The sequence below is a fragment of the Klebsiella sp. Shm-1 genome (genome assembly GCF_040804525.1).
Classification (GTDB): domain Bacteria; phylum Pseudomonadota; class Gammaproteobacteria; order Enterobacterales; family Enterobacteriaceae; genus Klebsiella; species Klebsiella pneumoniae.
Genome location: NZ_CP161823.1, coordinates 1,617,863 through 1,641,316, shown reverse-complemented (window position 1 = coordinate 1,641,316; position 23,454 = coordinate 1,617,863). Strand labels below are relative to the sequence as shown.

Sequence of the window (23,454 nt, the reverse complement as noted above, 5' to 3'; positions counted from 1 at the left end):
TTAATCCGTTAACCAGCTGGCCTGACGCTGCAGCACCGGCAGTATCGGGCGACGATGCTGCATATCCGGCAGCGAGTTAATCAATCCCTGAGTGTAGGGGTGACGGGCGTTATCGAGATCTTTAGCGGCGATGGACTCCACTACCCGTCCGGCGTACATCACCAGCACCCGGTCGCAGAAGCTGCGCACGAGGTTGATATCGTGGCTGATAAAAATCAGCCCCAGCCCGCGCGACTGAACCAGGTCATCCAGCAGGCCCAGCACCTGCAGGCGCACCGACACGTCCAGCGCGGAGGTGGGCTCATCGGCAATGATCAGCTCCGGGTCGGTAATCAGCATCATGGCGATCATGATGCGCTGCCCCTGTCCGCCGGATATTTCATGCGGATAAAGCTGATAAACGCGCTCCGGTTGGCGAATACGCACCACCTCCAGCATCTCCAGCGCCCTGGCTTTCGCCTCATCTTTACGCCCGGGATGATGAGTAAGCCAGGCCTCGGCGATTTGCTTACCCACGCAGACCACCGGATTCAGCGAATATTTCGGATCCTGCATAATCATCGAGATACGTTTGCCGCGTACGCCGCGCATCTGCGCTTCGCTAAGATGCTGCAGATCGAGGTCGGCAAACTGCATCCGGCTGGCGCTGACGCGGGCCTTTTTCGGATGCAGCTGCAGCAGCGCGCGCCCAACGGTGGACTTACCCGAACCGGACTCGCCGACAATAGCCAGCTTCTCATGCCCCAGCTGGAAGGAGACGCCGCGCACGGCGTGGGTCACCGCGCTACCGTTAACAAAGTCGACGCACAAATCGCGCACGTCGAGCAGCGGTGCATTATTCACTACGGGGATCGAGGATGTCACGTAGGCCATCTCCTAAGAAGTTGAACGCTAAGCTATTGATCAAAATCGCCAGCCCCGGAATGGTTACGACCCACCAGCACTCCATCATATAAGTGCGCCCGCTGGAGATCATCGCTCCCCACTCCGGCTCTGGCGGCTGCGCGCCGAGGCCGAGAAAGCCGAGGCCGGCCGCGGTCAGAATGATCCCGGCCATATTCATGGTGATACGGATAATGACCGAGGGCAGACACAGCGGCACGATATGGCGCCAGAGGACGCGGGCCGATGAAGCGCCCTGCAGACGCACGGCGGAGATAAAATCAGCCTGGCGCAGAGAGAGCGTTTCGGCGCGCGCCAGACGGGCAATCGGCGGCCAGGCGGTCAGCGTGATGGCGATAACCACGTGCTCCAGCCCCGGTCCTAAAGCGGCGACAAACGCCAGCGCCAGGACCAGACTCGGGAAGGAGATGAAAATATCGGTGACGCGCATCAGCACCATATCGACTTTACCGCCGAAATAGCCGGCACTGACGCCCAGCAGCAGTCCGAGCGGACCGACAGTCACCGAGACCAGCAGCACGATATAGAGCGTGATGCGGGAGCCGTACACCAGGCGACTAAAGATATCCCGGCCAAACTCATCGGTGCCGAACCAGTGCTGCGCATTCGGCGCGACCAGCGCACTATTCAGGTCCTGTACCAGCGGGTTATAAGGCGCAATCAGCGGCGCGAAAATCGCCACCACCAGCAGCATAAAGATAATTCCTCCGCCGATGGCCGTGAGCGGATTGCGCGCCATTTTGCCGACAAACCCGACGGCCCGCGCCGCCGCGCGTTGCAGCCGCTGACGGCCTTCGCCCGCACCACCCGAAAGCGGCGAATCCAGAGAAACGGTCATGATTTTGTCCTCGGGTCAAAGAATTGATACAGCATGTCGGAGAGCAGGTTGAGCATCACGAAGATCACCCCCACCAGCAGCACGCAGCCCATCACCGCATTCATATCGCCCAGCAGCAAGCTTCCGGTAAGGTAGGAGCCAAACCCCGGCCATGAGAAGACGGTTTCAATCAGCACCGCGCCTTCCAGCAGCGCGCCGTAGGCCAGCGCCACCACCGTCAGCAGTTGCACGAGGATGTTACGAAACGCATGGTTCCAGATAACCTGGCGCTCGGTCAGCCCTTTCACCCGGGCGGTAATAATGAACTCCTGCGACAGCTGGGCCAGCATAAAGCTGCGGGTCATACGGCTGATATAAGCCAGCGAGTGAAAACCCAGCAGCGAGGCGGGAAGAATCAGATGATTAATGGCGTTCCAGAACACCTGGCCGTTGCCGGCCAGCAGCGCATCAACGGTCATCAGCCCGGTGCGGCGCGGCACCACACCATCCAGCCCGAGATCTACCCTCCCGGCGCCGCCTACCCAGCCAAGCCAGGCATAGAACACCAGCAGCCCCATCATCCCGACCCAAAAGATCGGCGTCGAGTAGCCCGCCAGGCTGATAATGCGTACCACATAATCGGAGACGCTATTGCGCTGCGCCGCCGCCAACACGCCCAGCGGAATACCAAGACCCGCGCCGACAATAATCGCCATCGTTGCCAGCTCCATGGTGGCCGGGAAGACGCGGATAATATCGTCCACCACCGGTTTCCCGGTCAGCAGCGCGTTGCCCAGATCGCCGTGCAAAAGGTTGACGAAATAGATGCCAAACTGGGTGGTCAGCGATTTATCAAACCCCAGCTGCTGGTAAACCTGCTGATAGGTACTCTGGTCAGCATCCGGGCCGACAATCGCCAGCACCGGGTCGATGGGCATGACGCGGCCAATGGTAAAGGTCAGCAGCAGCAGGCCGAACAGTGTAATCACCACCTGCAGTAGCCGTTTTGATAAGCGCCGGCCGCGTGAGCCGGGCGCAAGGATTGCGGTACTCATCCTTTCTCTCCTTCGCGGACTTTATAGACGTCACGCAGAAAAGTGGTGGCGGAGGGGTGCGGCTGATACTCCCGTACCTCGTTGCGCACGACGACCGAATCAACCATCTGCGAAAGCGGAATTAAAGCCGGAACCAGCTGGTCGTAGCGTGTCTGGATGGCCTGGTAGTCAGCCACCTGTTTTTGCGGATCGCGTTCCAGCAGGGCCTGGTCAATCATCGTATTCAGTTGCGGGTCGTAAAAACCGGTACGCCAGCCCTGGAAGTTGGTCAGGCGCGCCTTATCGCTGTTATCCGGGTTATAGACCAGCGCGCGCAGGCTGGAATGCGGATGCGGCTCCATCCCGCTGCCGCCGCGACCTACCAGCAGGTCAAATTTACGCTCGCGCATTGCGCCGTAGATCTGGTTACCAGTGCCGGTGATGATTTTGGCGTTAATCCCCGCCTGCATCAGCGTCGACTGCACGGCGATAGCGATGTTAAGAAATGGCTGATCGGAGAGTACCCGCAGCGTGGTATCAAAGCCGTTGGGATATCCCGCTTCCGCCAGCAGCTTTTTCGCCCGCGCCACGTCCAGCCTGTAGCCGGGATCGGGTAGCGTGGACGGCATTCCCGCTTTGATAGGCCGCTGGTGCAGCACGCCGTAGCCCGGCATCAGCGCTTTATTGATACCTTGGTAATCAATCAGATAGCGCACCGCCTCGCGCACTTTCGGATTGGCGAAGTGCGCCTCTTTCATGCTCATCGCCACGTAGTACATGGTGCCGCGCTGCACCGCATCGACGGTCAGCTGCGGGTCGCTGCGCAGGGCGTTGATATCGGAAACCGCCATATTGTTGGCAATATCAAGGTCGCCTTTTTCGATCATCAGGCGCAGAGTTTGCGACTCCTGGAAATGACGCAGTACCACGCGGCTCATTTTCGCCTCGCCGCGCCAGTAGTCAGAGTTGCGCTTCATGCGCAGCACATCTTTCGCCTGCCAGGTTTCGAGGATAAACGGCCCGGAACCGGCTTCATGGGCGGTTAGCCAGCGGTTACCCCAGTCGTTATCCTGCTGGTGGCTTTGCACCGTTTTACTGTCCAGCACTCCGAGGTTGCCCAGCGCCGCCAGCGAGTAAATCACCAGCTGCGGATCGTTATCTTTGGGTAATACGATTTGCACCGTGAAGCGGTCCGGCGCGCTGACCTGGCTGTCGATATTTTTCTTACTGAAGCCATAGGATTTCCATACTGAGGCCTGGGCCAGGTTGAGGTGCAGGATGCGCCGCATTGACCACACGACGTCGGCGGCGGTCAGCGGGTTGCCGGAGTGAAACTTAACGTCATCCCGCAGATGAAAGGTCAGGGTTTTGCCGTCGGGGCTGATATCCCAGGATTTCGCCAGCGCGGGCCTGACGGTGGTGAGCTGCTCAGGGTCAAGCTCCACCAGCGAGTCGTAGAGGTTGACCACGATCCCCACCACTTCGTTACCGGTCATCGCCGCCGGGTCAAGGGTGAGCAGGTTATTCATATTCATGCCGATGATCAGCTGGTCGGGCGGCGTTTTCGCCACCGCCTCCCCGCTCCCCATCGATATGGCGAGCGCGAGAATACACGCTCCCAGTAAGGAGGTTTTTTTCATATCTCTGTTTGCCTGTACTGTAGGGTACATGTTGCCGGATGGCGGCATTTTCGGCTTATCCGGTCTACCGGGCCGCAGGCTCGATAAGCGCAGCGCCATCGGGTATTTATTTTTTTAAATCAGTCGTGGCTAACGGTATTGGCTTCGATATACGCAAAATTAATGTCTTCACCGAGACCCGGACGTTGTGACAAATGCACAAATCCCTGGTCATCCATCGGGTCGACAATGCTGTTGAGATAGGCCGCCGGTTCATCGTAGTCGAGGAACGGATGCAGCAGGCCGCGCTCGTACCAGCGGCAGTTGCGGATCGCGCCCACCACCGCCAGGCTTGCCGCTCCGTTGCCGTGGACTTCGCAATCCATGCCGAAAGATTCCGCCAGCGCCGCCACCTTCATGGTCGGTGTAATCCCCCCCACGCCGTTAGCGCCGGCGCGCAGAATGTCGCAGGCCCCGGCTTTCACCCATTCGGCGCGCATGTGGTGCTTGCCGCCGAAGCTCTCCGGCCCGACGATGGGAATCGACAGGTTTTCCGCCAGCCACGCATAGGAGGACATCGAATCCTCCTCCATCGGCTCTTCAAACCAGGCGAAATTGAGTTTTTCCAGCTCTTTGCCGATCCACAGCGCCTCGGCGCGGCTGTACCAGTGATAGCCATCAATCATCAGGTCAATATCCGGCCCTACGGCTTCGCGCACCGCCGCGCAGGCTTTAATGTCCATTTTGGGATTGGGCGCAAAAGAGATTGGCGGCATCCAGGTGTGCAGTTTGATGGCCTTGTAGCCGCGGGCGACCAGCTTCTCAGCAAAAGCGGCATACTCTTCCGGGGTCGACAGGCCGCCCGGCAGATCGTCGCCGCACATGGTGCTACCGTAAGCCGGGACAGTGTCGCGATAGCCGCCGAGCAGCTTATAAACCGGCATCTTAAGGCTGCGGCCGATCAGGTCCCACAGCGCCTGTTCAACAAACGACAGCGCGCGCTCCGTTAGCTGATGTGCGCTGCCGCGCTGCCAGTGGTTAAGATCCTGCCAGATACGCTCACGCTTAAACGGGTCCTGTCCCACCAGCACTTTGCGAAAAAAAGTATTCACCACGAACGGGCGCACGACTTCCGGAGGCGCAAACGAAAAGCCCTGCGCCCCATCATCAGCGGTGATGGTCAGCATCGCCATTTTGGCCATGCTTTCAACCCCCGGATGGGAGTGCCCGGCGCTGTCGGAAACCCGACGAGTGGGATATTGGAAAACGGTGACATTCACAGATTCAATTTTCATGCTCGGTCCTTATCACGGCCAAATCCGATCGACATAAGCAGATCGGCAAAGCGGTTTTACATTATTGAAAATACGTTTCAATATGTAATCTAAGCACAACTTCGTAGTAGTGCCTCGGACAAACACCGCTAAGCAAGGCCATAAATTTGGGCATTGGCACAACAAGACGTGACTGTTTTCACAAAAGATGAGCGAAATGTGAGGCAGATCGACCAGGACAAAAAAGGGCGTGAGCGCAGAGAAGAGATTAACCGACCAGCTACATCCCGGGAATGTCTGCGCCCACAAATGGCTGACTTATACCACCGCCGCTGGCTCCGCGCTAATCGCTTCCAGCAGTTCAGGTAAGGTTTGATAGCGGCCAGCGGCGGCCTGAAAACGCGCGTGCTGGCTATCTTCTGCAATCACTATCGTGGCAATCCCCGCCGACTGGGCCGCGCAAAAGCCGGTAAAGCTATCCTCAATCACCAGACACTGGCTGGCGTTGAGATTGAGCTTCCGCAGCGTCGTGAGGTACACCGCCGGGTGCGGTTTGCCGCGTGGTTCATCATCCGCGCTGGAGATCGCGTCAAAAAAGTGCCAGAGCGAAAGCTTGTTCAGCACAGCGGCAATAACCTGACGAGATGATGACGTGGCGAGCGCAATCTTATAACCCGCTTCGCGAAAATAGCGTAACGCCTCCTGCACCCCGCGCATCGGTTCGCCTTTCGCGGCAATCAGGCGGGTGATGCGCTGCAGGATGGCGTCTTCAAGCCGCTGCGGAGCGAGATCAAGCTGAAAATAGCGGCACCAGGTGCCGGCAATGTCGTCGAGGCGCTTGCCCTTGGTCAGGGTTTCACATTCAGCAACGCTCGCCGTTGCCCCCCACTGCGCGAGGGCGTCAATCTGCGCCTGACGCCACAGCGCCTCGGAATCAATAATCACGCCATCCATGTCAAAAATAACCGCCTGCATACTCATTCGTTCACCTCATTAAGGCTGGCATGAAGCGCATGCCAGCCGCAGTACCTATGAGAATTCAACCTGCTCGCGGGCGGTTGCTTCCTTGTGGGAGAACCCCGGCTGCTCCACGCGGATAAAGGCGCAGAGGAAAAAGGCCACCACGTACAATCCGGTATAGGCGATCACCACCCCGATGGTGCTGAAGAACGGCAGCAGCACCACGGCAATCGCCGGTGCGAGAAAGTTCGACATCCCCGCCGACAGGTTATAGACCGAAATGGCCGCGCCTTTATGCTTCGGCTCCAGCGCCGGGAACACGGCCGCCAGCGGCACGAAGGCGGCGACAAAGATCCCGAGGGCGATGGCGGGGATCAGCGCCATCGCAAAGCTATGGCCAAAGTGCTGAGGAATGTAGTAAAACGCCAGGCTGGAGAGCGCCATCCCGATGCAGCCGAACCAGCGCACCACCTTCATCCAGCCAAGTTTTTCCCCGAGGATCCCCCACAGCACGTTAGAGAAAATGGTGGTGAAGAAGAAGACTGCCCATACCTGGAGCCATTCTGAAGTGCTGAAGCCCAGCTCATCGACAAACATCATCGGCATAATCACCGCAAAACCGAACAGCGAGAGGGTATTGATAATCCTCACCATGCTCGACAGCAGAATATTGCGGTTGGTATAGAGCAGCGTCGCGGCGCGTCCCAGCTCGGAAAACTTCTCACGGGTGGTGAGATTCTGCATATGCTGCGGCGTTTGAATATGGCGCAGGGAAACCAGGGCAATCACGCCCCCGGTAAGGCAGAAGGCCAGCGCCAGCCACAGGGTGCCCATTTCGCCAATGTGCGGAATGGTAAAGCTCGGAATATAGCTGCCGAAGACCCCGATGCCGATGGAATACACCGCCCAGAACCAGCCGATGGCCGAGCTGGCGTTGTCGCTTTTGACGTTATGGACAATCGCCACGATAAACGAGTAGAGGAACAGCGGATAGGCGAAGCCGCGGATGCCGTAGAAAAGCAGGATCAGCGCATAGTTGGCGTGACCGAGGCCGAAAACGAGGAACAGCACGTGGAATACGCACCACAGCACGAAGCCAATCATCATCGTTTTCAGCGGGGTGATAATTTCCGCCACCACCCCGGAAATCCACGCCGACAGCGCGGCGGCCAGGCCGTAGAGGGTAAAGGCAAAGGAGGCCTCCGCCGGAGAGAAGCCGAGCGCTTTGATATAGTGCGACAGAAAGGCTAATTCAAAACCGTCGCCGGTCATAAATACGGCAATGGCGATGTATCCCCAGAGCAGGTTCAGGGGTAAACCGAGCCACTGTTTATTATTGATAGACATAATGACCTCGTTTTCAGGGTACAGGGTGGCCGCTCCGCGACGTGCAACGAAGCGGCGGTTATGATGAAAATCAGTGCTGTCGATAGTGCAGATCGTTTAAATACAGGGTCTTAAACTGCGCGTAGCGTTGCATCAGGATGTGGTGGCGAATGGGATCCGCACGCCAGGTCTGCCAGACTTCCGGTTTTTCACACACCGCGGCAACCGGTTTGCCCGCAGCCAGGCAGGCCAGCCGCGCCGCGCCCAGCGCGCCGCCGGTCTCTCCGCCTTTGTGGGTCACCACCGGCATAGCGAGAATATCGGCCAGCAGCTGGGCCCAGAACGGACTGCGGGCGCCCCCGCCCACCAGCGAGCACTGCGCGATCGGCGTCCCACTCTCTTTCAATGCCTGCAGGCCGTCGTTGATCCCAAAGCTCACCCCCTCCAGCACCGCGTAGCCGAGCTGCGCGCGCAGGCTGGCATGGGTCATGCCCCAGAAGATGCCGCGCGCGTCAGGATCGTTATGCGGGGTTCGTTCCCCGGAGAGATAGGGCAGGAAGAACGGCGCGTTGGCTTTATCCTCCTCGCTTAGCTCGGCAATCTCCGCCAGCAGCGCCACCTCCGTGGTGCCGGTCAGACGGCAGAACCACTGCAAACAGCTGGCGGCGCTCAGCATGACGCTCATCTGGTGCCACAGGTTCGGCAGCACGTGACAAAACGCATGTACCGCCGACTGCGGCGCCGGACGATAGGCGTCAGTCACCACAAACAGCACCCCGGAGGTGCCGAGCGAAATAAACGCATCCCCCGGCGAGACCGCGCCGACGCCAATGGCGCTGACCGCGTTATCCCCCCCGCCCCCGGCCACCACCACCGAGGCGTTCAGCCCCCAGCGGGCAGCCACCTGCGGGTCAAGGGTGGCGGAAACCTCGCAGCCTTCGACCAGCGTCGGCATTTGGCTGCGTGACAAGCCGCACTTGTCCAGCAGAGCGTCGGACCAGTCGCGCTTCGCCACGTCCAGCCACAGCGTCCCGGCGGCGTCCGACATATCGGAGACTTTCTTCCCGGTCATCCGGTAGCGCAGATAATCCTTGGGCAACAGCACCGTGGCGGTACGCTGAAAGTGCTGCGGCTCATGACGGCGCACCCACAACAGCTTCGGCGCGGTAAAGCCCGGCATCGCCAGGTTGCCCGCCACCTGATGCAGCTCCGGCGCCATCGCCTCCAGCTCGGCGCACTCTGCGGCGCAGCGGGTGTCGTTCCACAGAATGGCTGGACGGATCGCCTGCCCCTCTGCATCCAGCAACACCGCGCCGTGCATCTGCCCGGAGAGGCCAATCGCCTTAATGGCCGGCCAATGCTGGGCGCATTTTTCCCGTAGCGTGGCCATCAGGTACTCCGTCGCCTCCCACCATAGCTCCGGCGCTTGTTCTGACCAGTGCGGATGAGGCCGCTGAATACTCAGCGGCGCGCTATGGCTGGCGATAACCTCATGGTTCTCATCAATGACCAGCGCTTTGACTTCCGATGTGCCGAGATCGATACCCAGATACATAGCCACCTCTTAGTTAATCAGCGTGTAAACGGCGGCGACTTTCTCGCGCATCAGCGCCAGGAAATCCGCGTTGTTGGCGAGATCACCAAACAGGGCTTTATCACGGGCGAAGACAGCCACCGGATCCTGAGCCTCGAACATCTCATGCACCGCCTGCGCATCCAGGATGCCGTCCTGGTACTGATACGGCAGAGTTCCCTTGTGCCACTGCTCCATAAAGACGAAGAACAGCGCCGGCAGCATGGCGGTCGCCTCAGGGCGGACGCCGCGTTGGTAGCACTCATGCAAGGTTGGCGCGATCATCGCCGGAATTTTCGAGAAGCCGTCGGCGGCGACGCGCTGGTTGGTGTCCTGGATATAGGGGTTGGTAAAGCGCTTAAGCACCACATCCCGGTAGGTCGGCAGATCAATGCCGTTATCGCCGAGACACGGAATAACGTCCTCCGTAACGTAGCGGTCGGCAATGGCGTAGATAACATCGGTCAGCGTGCTTTCATGAATATACTGCTGGCCGATTAAGGTTCCCGCCCAGGCAATGCAGCTGTGCGACGCGTTCAGAATACGGATTTTCGCCTCTTCATACGGGATGACCGACTCCACCATCTCCACGCCGACCGCCTCCAGATTCGGGCGGGCATCGCGGAAGTTGTTCTCCACTACCCACTGGATAAAGGTCTCCCCCATCACCGGCGCTTTGTCATCAATTCCGGTTTGCGCTTTGATGCGGGCCGGCAGATCGGCCGCCGGACGCGGGGTGATGCGGTCCACCATGGTGTTCGGACAGGTGGTATTGGCCGCCATCCAGTCAATCACCGCCTGTTTGCCGGTGAGCTGCAGGAACTCGACCATGCCGTCGTGGAAACGCTCGCCGTTATGACGCACGTTATCGCAGTTGAGCAGGGTCAGCGGCCCGGCGTTGTCGGCCATGCGCTTTTCCAGGATCCGCGCGAGGGTGCCGTAAATGGTTTTGCACTCGCCTTGCAGGTCGGCCTGCAGATCGGGGTTGCTGGTTTCCAGCCGATGGCGAGTGTTCAGGTAGTACCCCCCTTCCGTCACGGTAAAGGCGATAACTTTGGTCTGCGGGTTTGCCCCTTCGTTAATCAGCGGCTGTAGCCCGGCCTGCCACGGCAGCAGTTTCTGGATTGAGGTGATCTCTTCATATTCGCGCTCCCCTTCCGGGCTGACGGTCTCGAGGACGTAACGTCCTCCCTGCGCCGCCAGCGCCTGGACCACCTGCTCGGCGTCGTTGCGAATATTCCCCGCCGCGATGCGCCAGCGATTATCCCCGGAAGCAATCAGACGATGCAGATACCACGCCTGATGCGCGCGATGAAAAGAACCCAGACCGATATGAAGCCATGTGAATTGATTGTTCATGTTCTGCTCTCCTTGAGTTGATGGCGCCACTGTAATTGATCATTTGACCAAAATAAGAGCCATAGATCACAAAAGAGCAATTACCCAATTAAATTACAAATGACCAACAAAGAGCAAAAGCTTGCCAGTTATGCCAACCACGGCGAGAATGCGGGTATTCGCCGGGCCAATTGCGTGCCCTGGCCAGCAACTTAGGGCGGGAAACCATGAGTAAAGAAGACGATATCCGGTTGGATCAGAAGGTGCGTGCCGCATGGATGTACTACATCGCCGGCCAGAATCAGAGCGAGATTGCCAGCCAGCTGGGCACCTCCAGACCGGTGGTGCAACGGCTGATCGCCGCCGCGAAAGAAGAAGGGATTGTGTCGATTAATCTGCACCATCCGGTAGCGAACTGCCTCGATTATGCGCAGTTGCTGCAGGAAAAATACCGCTTGATCGAGTGCAATGTGGTCCCCGCCTTTAGCGAAGAAAGCACCCTCGACAGTGTGTCATTTGGCTGCTATCAGCTGATGGCTCGCTATCTGCAGGATGATAAAGAGAAAATCATCGGTCTGGGCTCGGGCCTGACCCTGAAAAAAGCGCTGCAGCGCATCGATTTTGACAGCCTGAATACCCGCTGCGTGGCGCTGATCAGCGCCATGAACGCCGACGGGCAGTGCAATTATTACGATGACGTGCCCCTGCTGCTGACCCGCAAAATTAAGGCCAAGTACTATCAGTGGCCGGCGCCGCGCTACGCCCAAAGCGCGGATGAGTATGAAATGTGGTGCACCAATCGCTTATTCCGCAGCGTCTCCGGCGTCGCCCGCGAGGCGGACGTGATTTTTGTCGGTATTGGTCCGCTGGGCACGCAAAGTCCGATCTTTAAAGACGGCTTTATCAATCAGGCGCAGATGGATGAGCTGACCGCCCGCGGCGGCATCGGGGAGATCCTCGGGCGGTTTATTGATGCGCAAGGCGACGTGGTAGACAGCGAGATCAACCGCATGATCACCAGCTATGATATCCGCCAGAGCCACTGCCCGCGGATTGCCGCTGCCTGTGGAGAACATAAACGACCGGCGATCCTGGCCGCCCTTAAAGGCGGCTGGATCAATGGCCTGGTGACCGATGAGCATACCGCCCGCTGGCTGCTGACGCGGTAACGTTTAACAGCCAGACAGCGACTCAGCTGCTGCTCATCAGTCGCGGGGGAATTTCAATCCGCTGCTGGCTGGCTTCGCCGGCGTCAATAATCGAAAAAACAGCGTCCAGCATCGCCGGCACGTCCTGCTGCACCATGTCGATATCGTGCCCCAGCAGGTAGACAAAAGGATCCCAGTCGAAGCAGCCCATCGGCGGCTGCTCGCTGCCGGTCAGACCCACCTGCGACAGCCAGCGCACAACCCCTTCCAGGGATATCGTCGAGTTAACAAATATCCCCTGCAACAACGTCTTCGCGCTGCCAAACCGCTCCTGCAGGCAGTCCTCAACGTGTCCTTTCGAATAGCCGGGAGCCAGAATATTCGCCTGCGGCACGCTAAGCCCCAGCTCGCGATGCGCATCGTGGAAGCCGCGTAAACGCTCGCTGGTGTTATGGTCGCTGCTGCGCCCGCCGATAAAGGTCAGCGGCGCCAGCTCTCCGCGGCGGCGGGCGCTATTAGCCAGGATCTTATGAGTCAGCGCTTTCGCGCCGCCGTAGTTATCCGAAATCACCGACGGCGAGAGAGAGCCCGGCAGGTCGAGATTGACCGTTGGCACGCCCGCCTGCTGGCATAGCGCGGAAATTTTATCCGGATTGGTCGCCCCGGTCGCGACCACCCAGTCAACCTGCCAGGAGAGCATCGCCTTTACCGCTTCGATCTCCAGTTCCGGACGCCGGCGCGTACAGGTGATAATCGGCAGCAGGCCGCGCTCGCGGGCCATCTCCTCAAAGCGTTCGGCGATGGAACCGAAGTAGCGGTTATCATATTTGGGGATAATCATACCGATGACGTGTGATTTTTTACTGCGCAGCATGCTGGCCTGACGGTTAATCGCATAGCCCTGCTCCTCGGCAATCCGCGTCACCTTTTCCGCAAGCTTGGCGCTGATGCGGCGCTTTTTCCAGTTACCGTTGAGGATAGCGCTCACCGCGCTCGCCGAAACGCCGGAAAGTTCCGCCAGGTCGTAAATCGTTATCTTCTTCATTTTTCCAACTTGCGTCACAAAATCATGTCGCTGTTAATTTCCCCACTTGCTCAATCGATGAAGCGAGAGCAACATAGCTTCATCGATTGAGCATCCTTTTCACGCCAGGAAGTACGCGCGCATACCGCCTCAACATGCCAGCAAGCCTGAATTAAGATGCTGATATTCAATATGTTACCAGGTTTAGTCTATCACCTCGAACGTGATGCCCTCGCGTTCGATAGTTTTAACCAGACACGGCAAAGGATTATAAAATGAAGCACTCTGTCTCCTCTATGAATACTTCCCTCAGCGGTAAAGTCGCCGCGATCACCGGCGCGGCGTCCGGTATCGGCCTCGAGTGCGCGAGGACCCTGCTGGGAGCTGGCGCAAAAGTGGTACTGATCGACCGCGAAGGCGAAAAGCTCAACAAACTGGTCGCCGAACTTGGCGAAAACGCCTTCGCCCTGCAGGTCGACCTGATGCAGGCGGACCAGGTCGATAACCTACTGCAGGGCATTTTGCAGCTTACCGGGCGTCTCGATATCTTCCACGCCAACGCCGGCGCCTATATCGGCGGGCCGGTGGCCGAGGGCGACCCGGACGTCTGGGACCGCGTGCTGCACCTCAATATCAACGCCGCCTTCCGCTGCGTGCGCAGCGTCCTGCCGCATCTGATCGCGCAAAAATCCGGGGATATTATCTTCACCAGCTCGATCGCGGGCGTGGTGCCGGTGATCTGGGAGCCTGTCTATACCGCGTCGAAATTCGCGGTGCAGGCATTTGTGCACACCACTCGTCGCCAGGTGGCGCAGTATGGCGTGCGCGTCGGCGCCGTACTGCCGGGCCCGGTGGTTACCGCTCTGCTGGACGACTGGCCAAAAGCAAAAATGGACGAAGCGCTGGCCAACGGCAGCCTGATGCAGCCGATTGAAGTGGCGGAGTCGGTGCTGTTTATGGTGACGCGTTCGAAAAACGTCACCGTACGCGACATTGTGATCCTGCCGAACAGCGTGGATCTCTGACCCTGGCCAGCCTGTGAGAGGATGTGATGCAAAACGATACGCAAAACATTATTGGCGTGGATGTCGGCTCGGGCAGCGTGCGCGCCGGGGTATTCAATCTGCGGGGCGAGCTCCTCGCCCACGCGACCCGGGAAATAACCCTGTTTCGCAGCGCCGGAAACAAGGTCGAGCAGTCGAGCCGTGAGATCTGGCAGGCGGTGTGCTACTGCATTAAAACGGCGGTGGCCAGCGCCGGCGTTTCGCCGTCGTCGATAGCCGGGATCGGCTTCGATGCCACCTGCTCGCTGGTGGTGATTGGCGATAACGATGCGCCGCTGGCGGTCGGGCCTTCGGACGATGCGGACCGCAACATTATTGTCTGGATGGATCATCGCGCCACCGGGCAGGCGGAAAAGATCAATGCCACGGGCCACCCGGTACTGCGGTACGTTGGCGGCAAAATCTCGCCGGAGATGCAAACGCCGAAAATTTTGTGGCTGAAGGAGAATCGCCCGCACATCTATCAGCAGGCGCGCCACTTCTTCGACCTCGCCGATTACCTCACCTGGCGCTCAACCGGCGATGAAGCCCGCTCGGTCTGCACGGTGACCTGTAAATGGACCTACCTGGCGCATGAACAACGCTGGGATGCCGGTTACTTCCGCCAGATTGGCCTCGAAGAGCTGGCGGATGAAGATTTTTTCCGCATCGGCCAGCGGATTGTCGATCCAGGCACCCCCTGCGGCGAGGGCCTTTGCGCCACGGCGGCAGAGGAGATGGGCCTGCCGATCGGTACGCCGGTGGCGGTGGGGATGATTGACGCCCACGCGGGCGGCATCGGTACCGTCGGCGTGCTTAACGGCGCGGTCAACAATATGGCCTATGTCTTCGGCACTTCTTCCTGCACCATGACCACCACTCAGGAAGCGGTATTCGTCCCGGGCGTCTGGGGCCCTTACTATTCGGCGATGGTGCCGGGCTACTGGCTAAGTGAAGGCGGGCAAAGCGCCGCCGGCGCGGCTATCGACCAGCTGCTGAGCTTCCATCCGGCGGCGGCGGAAGCGCGCGAGCAAGCGAAAGCCGCAGGCGTCCCTCTGCCGGTCTGGCTGGCGGATCGCGTTCTGACGCAGGTTGCTTCCCCTTCTGAAGCGGTAACGCTGGCCGCCGGTCTGCACGTCGTTCCGGAGTTTCTCGGTAATCGCGCGCCGCTTGCCGATCCCCACGCGAAAGCGCTGATTGCCGGGCTGGGGATGGAGCGGGACCTGGATAACCTGACCGCGCTGTACGTTGCCGGGCTATGCGGGATTGGCTATGGTCTGCGACAGATCATTGACGCCCAGCGCGCCTGCGGAATTGAGAGTGAAAATATCGTCATCAGCGGCGGAGCCGGGCAGCATCCGCTGGTGCGTCAGCTGTTGGCCGACGCTTGCGGCGTTAGCATCGTGAGCACCGCCAGCCGCGAGCCGGTGCTGTTAGGTTCCGCCATCCTCGGCGCGGTGGCGGGCAGAGTCGCGGCTTCGCTGCCGGAGGCCATGAAGCAGTTTACTCAGGTGGATGCCACCTATCACAGCGAGACGGCGTTTAGCCCGCTTCATCAGCGCAGGTATGCGGCCTATAAGGCGCTACAACAGGCCGGCAGGCTGATTCGCGAATAACATACCTCCTTATTTTATAACAATAATGCTCCGCTGCTATGCAGCGGAGACACTCATCTGCACTCTGAAATCGAGGTCAACATGTCCGTTAATAACAAACAGTGGTACGGTCTACCGCTCAACCTCATCTGGGGATATGTCGCAATCGCCGTGTTTATGACCGGCGACGGCTTTGAGCTGGCTTTTCTGTCGCACTACATCAAAGCACTCGGATTCACCCCGGCGCAGGCTTCCTTTGCCTTTACTCTCTACGGTCTGGCTGCCGCCCTGTCGGCGTGGGTCTCCGGCGTGGTGGCGGAAATCATTACCCCACGTAAAGCCATGCTGATTGGCTTCGTGCTGTGGTGTGTATTCCACGTACTGTTCCTCGTCTTCGGCCTCGGTCGCGCCAACTATGCGCTGATCCTGCTGTTTTATGGCATCCGCGGCCTGGCCTACCCGCTGTTCCTCTACTCCTTTATCGTCGCCATTATCCACAACGTCCGCAGCGACAGTTCCAGCTCCGCGCTGGGCTGGTTCTGGGCGGTCTACTCGGTGGGTATCGGCGTGTTCGGCAGCTATATTCCGAGCTTTACCATTCCCCACATTGGCGAAATGGGCACCCTGTGGCTGGCGCTGCTCTTTTGCGCCACCGGTGGCATTATTGCGCTGGTGTCGATGCGTCATACCGAAACGCCGCGCCATATGCAGAACCTGACCACTCGTGAAAAATTCGCCGAACTGGGGCGCGCCGCGACACTGCTCTATACCAACCGCAGCATTCTGTTCTCGAGCATTGTGCGCATTATCAACACCCTGTCGCTGTTTGGTTTTGCGGTGATCATGCCGATGATGTTTGTTGATGAGCTGGGATTTACCACCTCGGAATGGCTGCAGGTATGGGCGGCATTCTTCTTCACTACTATCTTTTCGAACGTTTTCTGGGGGATTGTGGCGGAGAAAATGGGCTGGATGAAGGTTATCCGCTGGTTCGGCTGCATCGGGATGGCGCTTTCCAGCCTGGCGTTCTATTACCTGCCCCAGCACTTCGGCCATAATTTTGCCATGGCGCTGGTACCGGCTATTGCCCTGGGGATTTTTGTCGCCGCGTTTGTGCCGATGGCGGCGGTGTTCCCGGCGCTGGAGCCGAACCATAAAGGCGCGGCGATTTCGGTCTATAACCTGTCAGCCGGGCTGTCGAACTTTCTGGCGCCGGCGATTGCCGTGGTACTGCTGCCCTACTTCAGCACTATCGGCGTGGTAATAGCCTATACCGCCTTATATATTCTGGCCTTCTTCCTGTGCCCGTTAATCCGCGTTGAACAGCCTGGCTTTACCAGCGATCAGCATGCGAAACCGTTTACCGCCAACGCGGCAGAGTCTTAATAAACCGCATCTGGTACAAACAATGCGCAATCCGGGCGGTGCCGCCCGGATTTTTGCCTTATGCGATAGTCACTTTGCCATCCAGATAAACATCCTGCACGGCATTGATCAGCTTCACGCCGTCGGCCATCGATTTCTTAAACGCTTTGCGGCCCAGGATCAGCCCCATGCCGCCGGCGCGTTTATTGATCACCGCCGTGCGCACCGCGTCGGCAAGGTCGGTCTCCCCGCCCGCCGCGCCGCCGGAGTTGATCAGCCCGGCGCGGCCCATATAGCAGTTGGCCAGCTGGTAGCGCACCAGATCGATGGGGTTATCGCTGGTCAGTTTGCTGTACACCCGATCGTCGGTATAGCCGAAGTTAACCGCTTTGTAGCCGCCGTTATTCTCCGCCATCTTTTGCTTAACGATATCGGCGCCGATGGTAGCCGCCAGGTGGTTGGCCTGACCGGTCAGGTCAGCGGAAACATGATAGTCGACGCCGTCTTTCTTGAACGCCGAATTGCGCAGATAGGCCCACAGCACGGTGACCAGGCCCAGCTCATGGGCCCGCTCAAAGGCGGCGGAAATCTCTTCTATCTGACGACGCGATTGTTCTGAGCCGAAATAGATCGTCGCTCCCACGGCCACCGCCCCCATATTGAACGCCTGCTCAACGCTGGCGTAGAGGGTCTGGTCGTATTCGGTGGGGTAGCTCAGCGTTTCGTTATGGTTGAGCTTCACCAGGAAAGGGATGCGATGCGCGTAGCGGCGCGACACCGAGGCCAGCACGCCGTAGGTCGACGCCACGCAGTTACAGCCGGCTTCGATCGCCAGCTCGACGATATTTTTCGGATCAAAGTACAGCGGGTTGGCGGCAAAGGAGGCGCCCGCCGAGTGCTCCACGCCCTGGTCAACCGGCAGAATGGAAAGGTAGCCGGTTCCCCCCAGGCGTCCGGTATTGTACAGGGTCTGCATATTGCGTAGCACCGCCGGTGGTCGGTTGTTATCCACCATCACCCGATCAACATAATCTGCGCCAGGCAGATACAGCTGGTCGGACGGAATGGTTATACAACGGTGCTGCAACAGGCTCTCGGCATCTTTGCCCAGCAACTGCGTAATATCAGTCATAGCAATCTCCCGTAAGGCCGGCCGAAGCCGGCGTGCATTATCCCAACCCAATTTTTTTGGGCAGGTTAAGCCTGGTACCGACTTAGGCTATTTTCCAGCCGGGGGGCCATTTTTTCAGGAGATTCTGCTGTCCCGTTGCGCTGCCATTTACCACCAGGCGTGGAAATGGTGCACCGGCCCGATACCGTGGCCCACCTCCAGAGAGTCGGCCTGCGCCAGAGCCGCCGACAGCCAGGCCTTCGCCTCGATAACGGTGGCCGCCCAGTCCGCGTGACGCGGGCGCAGCGCCGCCAGCGCGGCGGAGAGCGTACAGCCGGTGCCGTGGGTATTTTTGGTCTGCACTCGCGGCGCGGTGAACCGCTGTTCCCCTTCGCGGGTGAAGAGCCAGTCCGGGCTTTCGGCATCGTCGAGATGGCCGCCCTTCATCAATACCGCGCCGCAGCCCAGCGCCAGCAGCGCCCGCCCCTGCTCCAGCATTTCCCGTTCGTTACGCGCATGGGGGGCATCGAGTAGCGCGGCCGCTTCCGGCAGGTTCGGGGTGATCAATGACACCTGCGGCAACAATCGTTGACGCAGGGTCTCCACCGCCGAAGCCGACAGCAGCGGATCGCCGCTTTTCGCCAGCATGACCGTATCCAGCACCACGTTGGCCACCCGGTAGCGCGCCAGCCGCTCGGCCACGGCTTCCACAATATCGGTCTCCGCCAGCATGCCGATTTTGGTGGTATCGATACGCACATCGCTGAACACCGAGTCGAGCTGCGCGGCCACAAAATCCGGTTCGATGCGATAGACCGACTGTACGCCGCGGGTATTCTGCGCCACCAGGGCGGTGATCGCCGAGCAGCCATAGGCCCCCAGCGCGGAGAAGGTTTTCAGATCGGCCTGGATACCGGCCCCGCCGCTGGGATCGGTGCCGGCGATGGTCAGGGCGTTGATGCGTTTCATCCCTGCACCTCCTGATACAGCGCGTCGAGAAACGCCGGAATAAAGCTGCCTGGGCCTCCCTGACGGGCGGCGATCTCCCCGGCCTGCTTCATCAGCCCGCAGGCGGCGGCCACGTTTTCCAGCCGGTCTCCCGGCAGCGCCGCGCTCGCCGCCACCACCGCCGACAGCGCGCAGCCGGTGCCCACCACCCGGGTCATCAGCGGATTGCCCCCCGCCACGCTGAGCACCCGCTCGCCGTCGGTGACGTAATCCACCTCGCCAGTGACCGCCACCACGGTAGCCAGCCGACGAGCCAGCGCCTGGGCCGCCGGCAGCGCCGCGGCGGCCGTATCGGTGGTATCCACCCCGCGCCCGCCGGCGCTCATCCCGGCCAGCGCCAGAATTTCAGAGGCATTGCCGCGAATGGCCGCCGGCTGGAAGGCCAGCAGCTCGTGACAAAAGGCCGTGCGCACGGTCAGGGCGCCGACCGCCACCGGATCCAGCGTCCAGGGCTTGCCGGCCTGACGGGCGTGCTCCACCGCGGCGCGCATCGCCACGGCGCGATCTTCGGTCAGGGTACCGACGTTAATTAACAGCGCATCGGCGATAGCGGCAAACTGCGCCGCTTCGCGGGGATCGATCACCATCGCCGGCGAGGCGCCGACGGCCAGCAGAACGTTGGCGGTAAAGGTCTGCACCACGTCATTAGTCATGCAGTGCACAAGGGGGGAATGGGCGCGCAGCAGATGGCGCAGGTGCGCGACAGGCGCGGGATTCAACAGCTCAGGCATAGTTTGCTCCCGCCAGACGAGGTAGAAGCAATGACCCTGCGGTCTCTGACTTCCCTACGCTGGCATTATCCAGATCAGGTGGTACGGGTATTTCTCAGCCTTCAACGAAGAAGGGCACCCCGAGTCAAAATAGTGAAATTGTTAAGCGTTGTGGAATTTACCGCAACTCACCGGTTCATACAACAAGCCTTTAGCCCTGGATACGACACCTTCGCGGCCATCATGCTCATCAGGCAACCGGACGGGATTGCATTCCGCTGCTGGCGGGCAGAAAATAATGACATCATGCGCTATTTAGCCTACCGAGGATATACGCCATGGCCGTTTATCACCATGCGCTGGTACTGATTAACAGCAGTCAGGACGGCGTCCCGCTGCTCCAGCATGCCGCCAGAATGGCAGAAGAGAACGGCATGCGCATCACCATCGCCCACATCAGCACCGATTACCGGGCGCTGAACTATGTTTCCGACAGCCTGCGCGACGATCGGGTCTCGCAGGAGGTGATCCAGGCCAAAGCCCTGCTCAACGAGCTGGCCTGCACCGTCTCCCTGCCGGTGGATACCCTCTCGCTGGTGACCACCCGCCGGTTTGAAGACGTGGAAACCTGCGTTCGGCAGCGGCAGATCGATTTAATTATTGCCGGGCACCATAACCGGCTGCTGGGCGTCCTCTCCTCACACTCGCTGGAGTACATCAACCACTTAAACCTGGACGTACTGATCAAGCACCTGCCCTAGCGCAAGGCGGCCTGCAGCAGGGAAAAACAGTCTTCAATAAGCGGGGGCAGCGCCTGCGGGCCGCGCATCAGGGCCACTGTGCGGGCGAGCGCCGGCTGCTGCAGGTGGGCGACCCTGAGCGCCGGGTCCTGCAGATGGGTGGTGTACAGCGCCGGCAGAATCGCCACCGCTAAGCGCGAGCGCACCAGACCATACAGGGTTTCGATATAGTCCACCTGGTAGCGGGTGGTCAGCGTCAGGCGATGGCTCTCCACTAATGCCGCCACCAGCCGCTGGATATTGCCCTTCGAGAACACAGCAATATCCCGCCCCACCAGCTGTTTCCACGGCAGATGCGCCTGCGCGGCCAGCGGATCGTCGCGGTGCAGCACCGCCACGAAGGGATCTTCGCGCAGCGGATAGACCAGCAGTTCTGCGGGCAGTGAGCTGTCGATCGCCCCGATGCCGAAATCAATCTCGCCGCGCTGCAGCGCCTGGATAAGCGCATCGTTGGTCTGATCGTGAAATTCAATGCGCAGACGCGGAAAGGCCTCAGCCAGGGTCTGCGGCAGTAGCGGAAACAGCAGCGAACTGACCGACGGCACCAGACCGATACGCACCGTCCCGTCGCCGCCCGCCTCGACAATCTGCTGCATATCGGAAAAGGCCGCCTGCGCCACGCTGAGGATCCGCTGGGCGTGGGGTAAAATCGCCGCCCCCAGTTCAGTCAGAGTGACCGTCGCAGCGGTACGGTTGACCAGCTTACCGCCGAGTACCGTTTCAATCTGCCGCAGGGCGCTGCTCAGCGCCGGCTGGCTAATCGCCAGCCGACTGGCGGTATCGGTAAAATGGCGCAGCTGGGCCAGGGTGACGAAATACTGAAGCTGTTTAAGAGAGAGCGCGGGCAGCCGCTGCCAGGGTTCGTTCATCATCGGGTTCGCTACGGTGGTCCTGCACAATAACCCGAGCTTATCGGGTGATAAATTTATTCATCTGGGCAAACGTTTGCTGTGCCCCTAGAGTATCCGCATTATCCTTGTGCCGGAGTGGTTATGTCCAGCAATGCTCAAGTCCGCCGTCGCGCCGTGCAGGCCGCGCGCGGTGAATCCCCGTTTGATCTGCTGCTGATCGATGCGCAGATCGTCGATATGGCCACGGGCGAAATTCGCCCCGCTGACGTCGGTATCGTCGGCGAGATGATCGCCAGCGTCCATCCGCGCGGCAGTCGCGAAGACGCCCATGAAGTGCGTTCCCTGGCCGGTGGCTACCTGTCCCCCGGCCTGATGGACACCCACGTGCACCTCGAAAGCTCGCACCTGCCACCGGAGCGCTATGCGGAAATCGTCCTCACCCAGGGCACCACCGCGGTGTTCTGGGATCCGCATGAGCTGGCCAACGTCCTCGGCGTCGCTGGCGTGCGCTATGCGGTGGACGCCAGCCGCCATCTGCCGCTGCAGGTGATGGTCGCCGCGCCGTCCAGCGTTCCCTCCACGCCGGGTCTCGAAATGTCCGGCGCCGATTTTGCCGGCGCGGAGATGGAGACCATGCTCGGCTGGCCGGAAGTGCGCGGCGTGGCGGAGGTGATGGATATGCACGGCGTGCTGCACGGTAGCGAGCGGATGCAGGAGATTGTCCAGGCCGGTCTCAACAGCGGCAAACTGATTGAAGGCCACGCCCGCGGCCTGAGCGGCGCTGACCTGCAGGCCTACCTCGCCGCCGGCGTCACCTCCGATCACGAACTTACCTCGGCGGACGACGCGCTGGAAAAACTGCGCGCCGGGCTGACGATCGAGATCCGCGGCTCGCACCCCTATCTGCTGCCAGATATCGTCGCGGCGTTAAAAACGCTGCCGCACCTCTCCTCGCAGATCACCGTCTGCACCGATGACGTGCAGCCGGATATGCTGCTGGAGAAAGGCGGCATCATCGCCCTGCTTAACCTGCTGATCGAGCACGGTTTACCGGCGGTCGATGCGCTGCGATTCGCCACCCTCAACGCCGCTATTCGCCTGCAGCGCCACGATCTCGGGCTGATTGCCGCCGGGCGGCGCGCCGATCTGGTGGTGTTTGATTCCCTGGAGAAACTGGTGGCCCGCGAAGTCTACATAGGCGGTAAGCTGCTGGCCCGCGCGGGCAACCTGCTGACACCGATCGCGCCCGCCGCGGGCGTCACGCCGCCGCGCGATACTTTGCAGATCGCCCCCCTCCGCGCCGATGACTTTATTCTGCGCGTCCAGGGCATTCGTCACGGCATCGCCCGCCTGCGCCATATCCGCGGCGCGCGCTTCACCCAGTGGGGCGAAGTGGAAGTGCAGGTTCGTGACGGGATAGTCCAGCTGCCCGCCGGCTTCAGTCTGATCTGGGTCAAGCACCGCCACGGCCGCCATCAGGCGACGCCGCAAATCGCCCTGCTTGAAGGCTGGGGTGAGCTGCGCGGCGCCATCGCCACCAGCTACTCCCACGACTCGCATAATCTGGTGGTGCTCGGGCGCGACGCTAATGATATGGCGCTGGCGGCCAACCAGCTTATCGCCTCTGGCGGCGGGATGGCGCTGGCGCAACAGGGCGAGATCCTCGCCCATGTGGCGATGCCGATTGCCGGCATGCTGTCGGATCTCCCGGCCGCGGAACTGGCGCGTCAGTTCCGCGAGCTGCGCGATCTGAGCAGCCAAGTCGCCGACTGGGAGCCGCCGTACCGGGTGTTCAAGGCCATTGAAGGCACCTGCCTTGCCTGTAACGCCGGGCCGCATTTAACCGATTTGGGTCTGACCGACGGCGGCAGCCGCCAGATAGTCGACCCGTTGATAGCCTGCCGGGAGATCCCGGAGCCAACCGATCACAACAATAATCCTCAGGGAGCCTGAGC

General features: G+C 60.2%; 20 protein-coding genes and 1 riboswitch. Of the genes, 6 read left to right on the top strand and 14 right to left on the bottom strand.

The features are described from left to right. The 9 genes from AB1E37_RS07950 to dalD all read right to left on the bottom strand — a co-directional run bounded on the left by AB1E37_RS07950 (position 1) and on the right by dalD (position 10,865). A complete protein-coding gene (locus AB1E37_RS07950; RefSeq protein WP_004180551.1) occupies positions 1 to 864 on the bottom strand; it encodes an ABC transporter ATP-binding protein in 864 nt (287 codons plus the stop codon). Further along, positions 836 to 1,741 carry an ABC transporter permease gene (locus AB1E37_RS07945; RefSeq protein WP_004175146.1) on the bottom strand — a complete coding sequence of 302 codons (906 nt, stop codon included), beginning with the start codon at positions 1,739 to 1,741 and terminating at the stop codon, positions 836 to 838. The genes AB1E37_RS07950 and AB1E37_RS07945 overlap by 29 nt, the downstream gene beginning before the upstream one ends. Continuing rightward, positions 1,738 to 2,775 carry an ABC transporter permease gene (locus AB1E37_RS07940; RefSeq protein WP_032447733.1) on the bottom strand — a complete coding sequence of 346 codons (1,038 nt, stop codon included), beginning with the start codon at positions 2,773 to 2,775 and terminating at the stop codon, positions 1,738 to 1,740. The genes AB1E37_RS07945 and AB1E37_RS07940 overlap by 4 nt, the downstream gene beginning before the upstream one ends. Further along, entirely contained in the window at positions 2,772 to 4,394 is a 1,623-nt protein-coding gene (locus AB1E37_RS07935) for an ABC transporter substrate-binding protein (RefSeq protein WP_032447734.1), read from the bottom strand. Before AB1E37_RS07935 ends, AB1E37_RS07940 begins: the two co-directional genes overlap by 4 nt. 119 nt (positions 4,395 to 4,513) lie before the next feature. Further along, a complete protein-coding gene (locus AB1E37_RS07930) occupies positions 4,514 to 5,668 on the bottom strand; it encodes a mandelate racemase family protein (RefSeq protein WP_032447736.1) in 1,155 nt (384 codons plus the stop codon). A 297-nt stretch (positions 5,669 to 5,965) separates the two neighbouring features. Then, entirely contained in the window at positions 5,966 to 6,628 is a 663-nt protein-coding gene (locus AB1E37_RS07925) for an HAD family phosphatase (protein ID WP_032447737.1), read from the bottom strand. Between the two features lie 48 nt (positions 6,629 to 6,676). Continuing rightward, entirely contained in the window at positions 6,677 to 7,954 is a 1,278-nt protein-coding gene (gene dalT, locus AB1E37_RS07920) for a D-arabinitol transporter (protein ID WP_004175125.1), read from the bottom strand. A gap of 70 nt (positions 7,955 to 8,024) precedes the next feature. Next, positions 8,025 to 9,488 carry a xylulokinase gene (gene xylB / locus AB1E37_RS07915; protein WP_032447739.1) on the bottom strand — a complete coding sequence of 488 codons (1,464 nt, stop codon included), beginning with the start codon at positions 9,486 to 9,488 and terminating at the stop codon, positions 8,025 to 8,027. 9 nt (positions 9,489 to 9,497) lie between these two features. Beyond that, a complete protein-coding gene (gene dalD / locus AB1E37_RS07910; protein WP_032447741.1) occupies positions 9,498 to 10,865 on the bottom strand; it encodes a D-arabinitol 4-dehydrogenase in 1,368 nt (455 codons plus the stop codon). Between the two features lie 206 nt (positions 10,866 to 11,071). Between dalD and AB1E37_RS07905 the strand changes: the two genes are divergently transcribed. Further along, a complete protein-coding gene (locus tag AB1E37_RS07905; RefSeq protein ID WP_004144198.1) occupies positions 11,072 to 12,013 on the top strand; it encodes a sugar-binding transcriptional regulator in 942 nt (313 codons plus the stop codon). Between the two features lie 22 nt (positions 12,014 to 12,035). On the opposite strand, the gene AB1E37_RS07900 is transcribed toward AB1E37_RS07905, so the two are convergent. Continuing rightward, positions 12,036 to 13,037 carry a LacI family DNA-binding transcriptional regulator gene (locus AB1E37_RS07900; protein ID WP_004180590.1) on the bottom strand — a complete coding sequence of 334 codons (1,002 nt, stop codon included), beginning with the start codon at positions 13,035 to 13,037 and terminating at the stop codon, positions 12,036 to 12,038. A gap of 254 nt (positions 13,038 to 13,291) precedes the next feature. Here AB1E37_RS07900 and AB1E37_RS07895 point away from each other — a divergent pair, with 254 nt between their 5' ends. The 3 genes from AB1E37_RS07895 (at position 13,292) to AB1E37_RS07885 (ending at position 17,040) form a co-directional block, all read left to right on the top strand. Further along, positions 13,292 to 14,041, top strand: a complete 750-nt coding sequence (locus AB1E37_RS07895) for an SDR family oxidoreductase (protein WP_004175119.1) — start codon at positions 13,292 to 13,294, stop codon at positions 14,039 to 14,041. 26 nt (positions 14,042 to 14,067) lie between these two features. Then, positions 14,068 to 15,675 carry an FGGY-family carbohydrate kinase gene (locus AB1E37_RS07890; RefSeq protein WP_085855912.1) on the top strand — a complete coding sequence of 536 codons (1,608 nt, stop codon included), beginning with the start codon at positions 14,068 to 14,070 and terminating at the stop codon, positions 15,673 to 15,675. Between the two features lie 81 nt (positions 15,676 to 15,756). Continuing rightward, complete coding sequence (locus AB1E37_RS07885) at positions 15,757 to 17,040, top strand: RbtT/DalT/CsbX family MFS transporter (protein ID WP_004175116.1); 1,284 nt, start codon at positions 15,757 to 15,759, stop codon at positions 17,038 to 17,040. A 58-nt stretch (positions 17,041 to 17,098) separates the two neighbouring features. Here the strand turns inward: AB1E37_RS07885 and fbaB are convergent, their stop codons facing one another. From fbaB to thiM, 3 genes are all read right to left on the bottom strand, one after another. Next, entirely contained in the window at positions 17,099 to 18,151 is a 1,053-nt protein-coding gene (gene fbaB / locus AB1E37_RS07880) for a class I fructose-bisphosphate aldolase (protein WP_002912704.1), read from the bottom strand. A gap of 147 nt (positions 18,152 to 18,298) precedes the next feature. Beyond that, the gene (gene thiD / locus AB1E37_RS07875) at positions 18,299 to 19,099 is read right to left on the bottom strand and encodes a bifunctional hydroxymethylpyrimidine kinase/phosphomethylpyrimidine kinase (RefSeq protein ID WP_002912707.1); all 801 of its coding nucleotides are present in this window, start codon (positions 19,097 to 19,099) and stop codon (positions 18,299 to 18,301) included. Next, positions 19,096 to 19,869 carry a hydroxyethylthiazole kinase gene (thiM, locus tag AB1E37_RS07870; protein WP_004175113.1) on the bottom strand — a complete coding sequence of 258 codons (774 nt, stop codon included), beginning with the start codon at positions 19,867 to 19,869 and terminating at the stop codon, positions 19,096 to 19,098. The genes thiD and thiM overlap by 4 nt, the downstream gene beginning before the upstream one ends. Before the next feature lie 34 nt (positions 19,870 to 19,903). After that, a riboswitch (TPP riboswitch) is annotated at positions 19,904 to 20,001 on the bottom strand. Positions 20,002 to 20,186: 185 nt separating this feature from the next. Between thiM and AB1E37_RS07865 the strand changes: the two genes are divergently transcribed. Continuing rightward, the gene (locus tag AB1E37_RS07865; RefSeq protein WP_004151130.1) at positions 20,187 to 20,609 is read left to right on the top strand and encodes a universal stress protein; all 423 of its coding nucleotides are present in this window, start codon (positions 20,187 to 20,189) and stop codon (positions 20,607 to 20,609) included. On the opposite strand, the gene AB1E37_RS07860 is transcribed toward AB1E37_RS07865, so the two are convergent. Then, on the bottom strand, positions 20,606 to 21,520 hold the full coding sequence (locus tag AB1E37_RS07860; protein WP_004175111.1) for a LysR family transcriptional regulator: 915 nt from the start codon (positions 21,518 to 21,520) through the stop codon (positions 20,606 to 20,608). The genes AB1E37_RS07865 and AB1E37_RS07860 overlap by 4 nt on opposite strands. Before the next feature lie 120 nt (positions 21,521 to 21,640). Here AB1E37_RS07860 and AB1E37_RS07855 point away from each other — a divergent pair, with 120 nt between their 5' ends. After that, the gene (locus AB1E37_RS07855; RefSeq protein ID WP_032447743.1) at positions 21,641 to 23,452 is read left to right on the top strand and encodes an adenine deaminase; all 1,812 of its coding nucleotides are present in this window, start codon (positions 21,641 to 21,643) and stop codon (positions 23,450 to 23,452) included. Positions 23,453 to 23,454 lie beyond the last annotated feature (2 nt).